This is a genomic window from Bacteroidota bacterium, from assembly GCA_034723125.1.
Lineage (GTDB): Bacteria > Bacteroidota > Bacteroidia > CAILMK01 > JAAYUY01 > JAYEOP01.
This window is the reverse complement of the sequence record JAYEOP010000614.1, coordinates 1-6,763: the sequence shown is the minus strand read 5'-3', so window position 1 is coordinate 6,763 and position 6,763 is coordinate 1. Positions and strand designations below refer to the sequence as shown.

Sequence of the window (6,763 nt, the reverse complement as noted above, 5' to 3'; positions counted from 1 at the left end):
TGTCATTAAGTTGTTTATTCGGTGATTTGTTTATTTGTTTGAGGATGCAAGATACTGTTGACTCCTTTATAAAAAAACTCCACCATACCGTCATTGCGAAGGAGGAACGACTGTGGCAATCTGATGAGTAGGAGTAATTTCTCGCAAAGACGCCCCGATACAGTCATTCTTCCTTATGGGGCAAGCAAAGAACGCTAAGAAGAATTGTTTATTTGGAATTTGACTGCCGACTGTGGACTGCCGACTTTTTTATTTGAAAGCACCAAGATACCGTCATTGCGAAGGAAGTATGACTGAAGCAATCTGATGAATAAGAGTAGGATGCTTTTTTTACTACCTCTGCTAAAAAGCCCGAGATTGTCGCGGTCGTATTCTGACAACTTATATTTGTAGTAAAATTATCACATTGTTTTTGTCAGAACACTCCCTCACAATGACGACTTTATGGGTTGTTGTTGTAAGAATTGTTTATTTGTTTATCTGTTGATTTGTTTATTTGGAATTTGACTGCGAACTGCTGACTGGAGACTGTTTTTTACTGCCGACTGAAGACTGCCGACTTCTTTAATTGAAAGCTCCACCATACCGTCATTGCGAAGGAAGTATGACTGAAGCAATCTGATGAAAGAATTGTTTATTTGTTTATTTGGTGATTTGTTTATTTGGAATTTGACTGCTGGCTGGAGACTGCCTACTGCTGACTGAGGACTGTTTTTTACTACCTCTGCTAAAAAGCCCGAGATTGTCGCGGTCGTACCTCCCTCACAATGATGATTTTATGGGTTGTTATTGTAAGAATTGTTTATTTGTTTATCTGTTGATTTGTTTATTTGTTGATTTGTTTATTTGGAATTTGACTGCTGGCTGGAGACTGCCTACTGCCGACTGAGGACTGTTTTTTACTGCCGACTGGGGACTGGTAATTTGTTTATTCGTAACACATAACTCTAAGTACTTTAGGCACTTTAAGTACTCTAAGTACTTCTTCTTGTTTATTTGAAATTTGACTGTGGACTGTTTTTTACTGCCGACTGGAGACTGCCGACTGCGGACTCGTAATTTGTTTATTCGTAACACATAACTCTAAGTACTTTAGGCACTCTAAGTACTCTAAGTACTTCTTTTTGTTTATTCGGAATTTGACTTTGGACTGTGGACTTGTATTACCCTCCGTAACTTACCAACTTACTTTATCTTCAATAAATCTAAGTGTTTTTTTCAAAACATATTCCTGTTTTTCCAAATGAGGATTGTGACCACAGTTGGGTATTAGTAATGCTTTTGCGTTTTTGTTTATGTTATTTACTATTGATTCAACTTGCTTTTTTGTTCCGTATTTATCTTTTTTACCCTGAATAGCAAGTGCTGGACAAGTGATTTTTTTTAAATCATTTTCAATGTTCCAATTTCTAAAATCATTTGATAACCATCTGTCTGCCCAGTTATAAAACATTGGTTCCGTATTCTGTCCATGATATTTTTCAATTAATAATTTTATTATCTCAAATTTTTTTTTTGCTTCTTCAATGCCTTTAAGAGTAATTTCTTCCACAAATACATGTGCGGCTTCAGTAATAATTCCTGCTGTTTTATTTTTAAATTTTGATGCGAATAAAAGTGCTATACTTCCACCATCGCTATGTCCGAATAAGATTAATTTGTTATTTATTTTCAACTTTTTTAGAAGCATTGGTAAATATTCAAATGCTTCAGTGTGTAAATAATCTACTTTTCTTTTTTCTTTTAATTTTTCTGATTTTCCATGACCATATCTGTCATAAAGTAATGCAGGGAGTTTTGTTTGTTTGCTTAAAAGAGCAGGGAAATCATTCCATTGTTCAATGCTTCCTAGTCCTTCATGTAAAAATAATAAAATAGGGGAGTTCTCACTAATGTAATCTTTATTAATAAAATGGTAATTAATTTTATTATTATTTATAAAAATAAAAGGCATTATTAATTAGCTTAAAAAGACAGTTTGTTTAAACTGATTTTGCTTGTTTCAAATTCATTCATTATATCTTCAATTATTTTATCGACAGATTTTATTTCATTTATTAATCCTGAAACTTGTCCAATTTCGAGTTCACCTTCGTTTAAGTCGCCTTCAAACATTCCAAGTTTGGCTCTTGTCCTACCTAGTAATTTACTTATTTCTTCTTTTGTTGCTCCTTTGTTTTCAAGTTCTTCAACTTGATTAAAGAATTGATTTTTAATTAACCGTACTGCTACTAATTGTTTTAATGTAAGTTTTGTTGAGCCATCAGTAGTTTCTAAAACAGATTTTTTAAAATTGGGATGAGCTGATGATTCTTCTGATACAACAAAACGAGTTCCGATTTGAACAGCATCAGCACCTAGAGCAAAAGCAGCAAGCATTCCTTTGCCTGTTGCAATTCCTCCTGCGGCTATCAAAGGAAGTTTAACAGCTTCTCTTATTTGAGGTATTAATGTCATTGTTGTGGTTTCTTCAAAACCGTTGTGTCCACCGGCTTCAAATCCTTCGGCTACAATTGCGTCAACTCCTGCTTCTTCACATTTTTTTGCAAATTTAACATTTGAAATTACATGAACTACAGTAATACCATGTTCTTGCAAGTAGCTTGTCCACTTTTTAGGATTACCTGCCGAAGTAAAAACAATTTTTATTTTCTCATCAATAATAATTTTAATATGTTCTTCGGTTTGTGGATAGAGCAGGGGTAGATTAACTCCAAAGACTTTGTCAGTTGCATTTTTGCATTTTTGAATGTGTAGTTTTAAAATTTCGGGTTGCATTGAACCTGAACCAATTAATCCAAGTCCTCCTGCATTACTAACCGCAGAAGCAAGTTCCCAACCACTACACCAAATCATCCCACCTTGAATTATCGGGTATTTTATTTTAAATAATTTTGTGATTTTGTTCATGCTTATTTTTTGTGTAAAAGAAATGTCAATATGAGAAGTAGAGAGGTAGAATAAGTTTAAGTCTTTTATCTGAAATAAGAAAAAGGCTAAAGTTAAAAAGAAAGTTCCATTTAGTATGAATTACTTTCCGCTTTAGCCTTTGAGTTATAGCTGTTAAGTTTACTCCGCTGCTTTATAGACTAAAGAAACAACAGTTTTGTCGTTTCCACCCATATTGATTGATAAGCCATAAGGTCTGTCTTTTGGTATATCAATTTGAGCTTCACCTGCTTTCCCAGTAAGTTGCTCCAACATTGTTACAGATTGATGAACTCCTGTGGCACCTGTTGGATGTCCCCAGCCTATGAGTCCGCCTGTTGTATTAAAAGGAATTTTTCCATTTCTTGCTGTGTTACCTTCTGTAATAAATTCTGCACCTTTGCCTTTTTCGGCAAAACCAATGGCTTCAGTTGCTAATAATCCTGCAATAGTAAAACAATCGTGTGTTTCAACTGTTGCAAGGTCTTCTTTAGTAATTCCAGCATCTCCCATTGCTTGTTTTGCTGCTTCTGCAGTAGCTTTCATTTCTGTAAAATCTTCAGGGTCTTTTGTTAAATCGTCAACTACTTGAGCAAAAGCTATAACTTCTACTGCTTCACTTTTAGGAATACCAATTCTTTTAAGACCTTCTTCTGAAACAATTGCAACAGCCGAGCAACCGTCAGAAACTTTTGAGCAATCAAAAACATTAAGATGATCGGTAAAAGCCTTTGGAAATGGTTTTGACATACCGAGAGCCATTAAATCTTCTACATTGTTGTGATACTCTTGAGCAGTAGGGCAGAGGCGTGCATTTTCAATTGCATTCTTAAACCATGTTGCCATTCCTTTTCTTGTATAATCATAACCATATTTTTCGTAATATGCACCTGCACGATCGCTAAATTCTCCCGGAAAAAAATATGCATGTCCGTTTTTACGGTTTTGATACCATCCTGCACCAGCCAAAACATCAGCACCATAAATTGCTTTTACTGTGTTTTGTACTTCAATACCAAGAGTAAGAACTACTTCGGCAGTTTCGGCAAGGATTGATTTAATTGCTGTTGTAAGAGCTAATCCACCTGAGGCACATGCACCTTCAACACTTATACTTGCTTTGTATTTTAGTTTTTCATCAATATGAGCTGCAAAAGCACCAAGGTGTCCTTGGTTATTAAATCGTGGAGCCATGAAATTGCCTACTACTATTTCATCAACATGCTCAGCACCACCAATATCTTTTAAAGTAGCTTGTCCCGCTTCTTTAAGATAATGTTCTAAACCGGGTCGAGGCTTTTTGGGATGAAATTCTTTTCTTCCTGTTCCTAATGAAATTGTGTTATTTCCTGCTACAATATATATTTTTCGTTTTAGTTTTGTCATTTTATTCCTCCTATTTTAAATAATCGTTTATTGGTCCATAAGCATGAAAGAAACCTGTAAGCATAACAGTATTTACATCTTTTTCATTAAATGCAACTTTGTCGGTTACGAGTTTTTTTCCTATTTTATTTGATTTTGCATTGTAATCTTTTGCCAATTTTGCACCTAAAGTATCCATGCTGTTTATCTCATTGAAATAATTATCAAGATGTTCAGCTTTTGAAGGACTAAAATTAACAGCTTTCCATGGTGAAAAAGATTTAGGTAGTTCTCCTAATTTCTTATCACATTTTTCTTGGAAATTAGAAATAGGAACATAATCCTTTTTGTCAATGTCATAAATGGCAGAAGGTTGTCCTTTTTCATATTTTAGGAATCCGTCTTTTTGTGCTCCTGAAGAAAATTGTCCACCGTAAACATTAAGCTCTACCATTTTATCAAGAAGATTACTATGAATATCTTCATCCGTTACATGAGGATTCATAACGCTCATAATATATGAACATACTTCTACTCCAACATAATCAATTAGTTGGTAAATTCCCATTGGACGTACAAGGTAATCTTGACTTACTTTATTCATCATGTAAATAGCTTCTACAAGAGGCATTTCCTTAGCGAGTTTTTCAGCTTCATTTATTCCATGTATAGCATCTCTCATAAAATGTCCATTGCCAATAAAACCTGCAAAATCATTTGAAGGAACAGCTTTTTTTCTAAGACTTTTGATAAAAGCTAATGCAAATTCATTAAGTTCATCTTTGGTATTATCTCCTCTAATTACTTCCACAAGTTTTTGAACAGCAGGAGGGTTGTAAAAATGAACACCGAGAATTCTTCCATCTAAATTAGAATCATTATCTAATTTTGTAATTGGAATAGATGATGTGTTAGTAAAAAACCATGGTGAATTATCATTGTTTTCATTAATTTGAGAATACAATTTTTTCTTTACTTCAGGATTTTCAATAATTGCTTCAAATATTATTTTTGATTTATACGCAGATTCAATCAATGTTGTAGGGCGAATGATACCCATTACATCAAAAACATATTGGTTTATGATATGTTCATTTTCAATGAGGTCTTTTCTATCTGCATAAAATTTTCTCAATAAAATTGTCTTTTTTTCTGCTGCTTTTAAAATTTGAGTTTTTAAAAACTGCATAAGACCATTTAAGCCTTCATCCGAAACGTCAATAGCGTTAATAACAAAAACTTTGTCTTTGTTTTCGGGTTTTAAACTAAGATCTGCCATTTCCATTGCTGTGAGCAGTAGTATTCCGCTACCCATTTTTCCCGCAGCACCTAGTACAGATACGTTTTGTAGTTGTTTTGTGTAATTCATATATTTTAATTATTTTTATAGCCTGATTTAACAGACAAGTTATACATTAAATTATTTTTATTTATATAATGTTATTATTTCCAATCAGGTTTTTCTTTGTTAAGAAATGCTTTCATGCCCAGTTCTCCTTCACTGCCTTTTCCAAAGAGTGAACCAAATTCCTGAGATTCAACAGTACATGCATTTTTAAAATCAGTATTCATAGCATTTCTTGTTACATATTTCACTTTTTTTATTGCCAAGGGTCCTTTAGATGCAATTCTTTTTGCAATTTTTATGGCTTCATCTATTAAGTTTTCGGGTTCAACTACTTTTTGAACAAGACCCATTCTTAATGCTTCATCTGCGGAAATCACATCTGCTGTCATTAATAAGTAAAGAGCATTACCAAGACCAACTAATCGAGGAAGACGAGCAGTACCAGCATATCCGGGAATTAATCCAAGACCAACTTCAGGTTGTCCGAATTTTGCAAAAGTATTTGCTATTCTAAAATCGCATCCCATTGCTAATTCTAATCCACCACCAAGAGCATATCCGTTTATAGCTGCAATTACAGGTATCTCAAGGTTCTCAAAACTTTTGAAAGTACTTTGTCCTGTTTGAGAAAAAGAACTACCGGCTTCAGACGACATATCTGCCATTTCAGCAATATCAGCACCTGCTACAAAGGCTTTTCCTTCTCCTGTGATAATTAGTACTTTTACATCAGTATTGTCTTCTACTGTTTTGACTACATCATCAATCTCTTCAAAAACTTTTGAATTTAATGCATTCATAGCTTTTGGCCGATTTAATGATAGTACGGCAATATTGTCTTTAATTTCAATTTTTACTGTTTCGTATTCCATAATCAATTAATAATTTATTTAAAAGAATCTATTTTTAATTTTAATGTTGTGAAATAATAAACAAAGATTACAAAAAATCTTTTAATTTAAGAATTAAAATTATTTTTATCTTATGGGAGGTTTTTTAAATACATTCGCATTAAGATTTCCAGAGTTTTTTATAGACAATGAAAAAATTTGAAACACTATCGGGATAATGTAAAAAGTTTTGAAGAAGTATATGAAAAACTCTGAAAACCCTTTGGGAACA

General features: G+C 33.4%; 5 protein-coding genes. All 5 read right to left on the bottom strand.

What is annotated here, in order from left to right:
* Window positions 1–1,177: 1,177 nt before the first annotated feature.
* Window positions 1,178–1,954, bottom strand: coding sequence for an alpha/beta hydrolase (locus U9R42_15185; GenBank protein ID MEA3497370.1), 777 nt, complete (start codon window positions 1,952–1,954; stop codon window positions 1,178–1,180).
* 11 nt (window positions 1,955–1,965) lie between these two features.
* A complete protein-coding gene (locus U9R42_15180) occupies window positions 1,966–2,979 on the bottom strand; it encodes a nitronate monooxygenase (protein ID MEA3497369.1) in 1,014 nt (337 codons plus the stop codon).
* Between the two features lie 90 nt (window positions 2,980–3,069).
* Window positions 3,070–4,314, bottom strand: a complete 1,245-nt coding sequence (locus U9R42_15175; GenBank protein ID MEA3497368.1) for a beta-ketoacyl synthase N-terminal-like domain-containing protein — start codon at window positions 4,312–4,314, stop codon at window positions 3,070–3,072.
* A 10-nt stretch (window positions 4,315–4,324) separates the two neighbouring features.
* Window positions 4,325–5,662 carry a 3-hydroxyacyl-CoA dehydrogenase family protein gene (locus U9R42_15170; GenBank protein MEA3497367.1) on the bottom strand — a complete coding sequence of 446 codons (1,338 nt, stop codon included), beginning with the start codon at window positions 5,660–5,662 and terminating at the stop codon, window positions 4,325–4,327.
* Window positions 5,663–5,736: 74 nt separating this feature from the next.
* Window positions 5,737–6,513, bottom strand: coding sequence for an enoyl-CoA hydratase-related protein (locus U9R42_15165; protein ID MEA3497366.1), 777 nt, complete (start codon window positions 6,511–6,513; stop codon window positions 5,737–5,739).
* Between the last annotated feature and the right edge of the window lie 250 nt (window positions 6,514–6,763).

Coding starts and splice junctions, on each gene's coding strand:
- U9R42_15185 (MEA3497370.1), bottom strand. CDS start 1,954: ATGCCTTTTATTTTTATAAATAATAATAAAATTAATTACCATTTTATT.
- U9R42_15175 (MEA3497368.1), bottom strand. CDS start 4,314: ATGACAAAACTAAAACGAAAAATATATATTGTAGCAGGAAATAACACA.
- U9R42_15170 (MEA3497367.1), bottom strand. CDS start 5,662: ATGAATTACACAAAACAACTACAAAACGTATCTGTACTAGGTGCTGCG.
- U9R42_15165 (MEA3497366.1), bottom strand. CDS start 6,513: ATGGAATACGAAACAGTAAAAATTGAAATTAAAGACAATATTGCCGTA.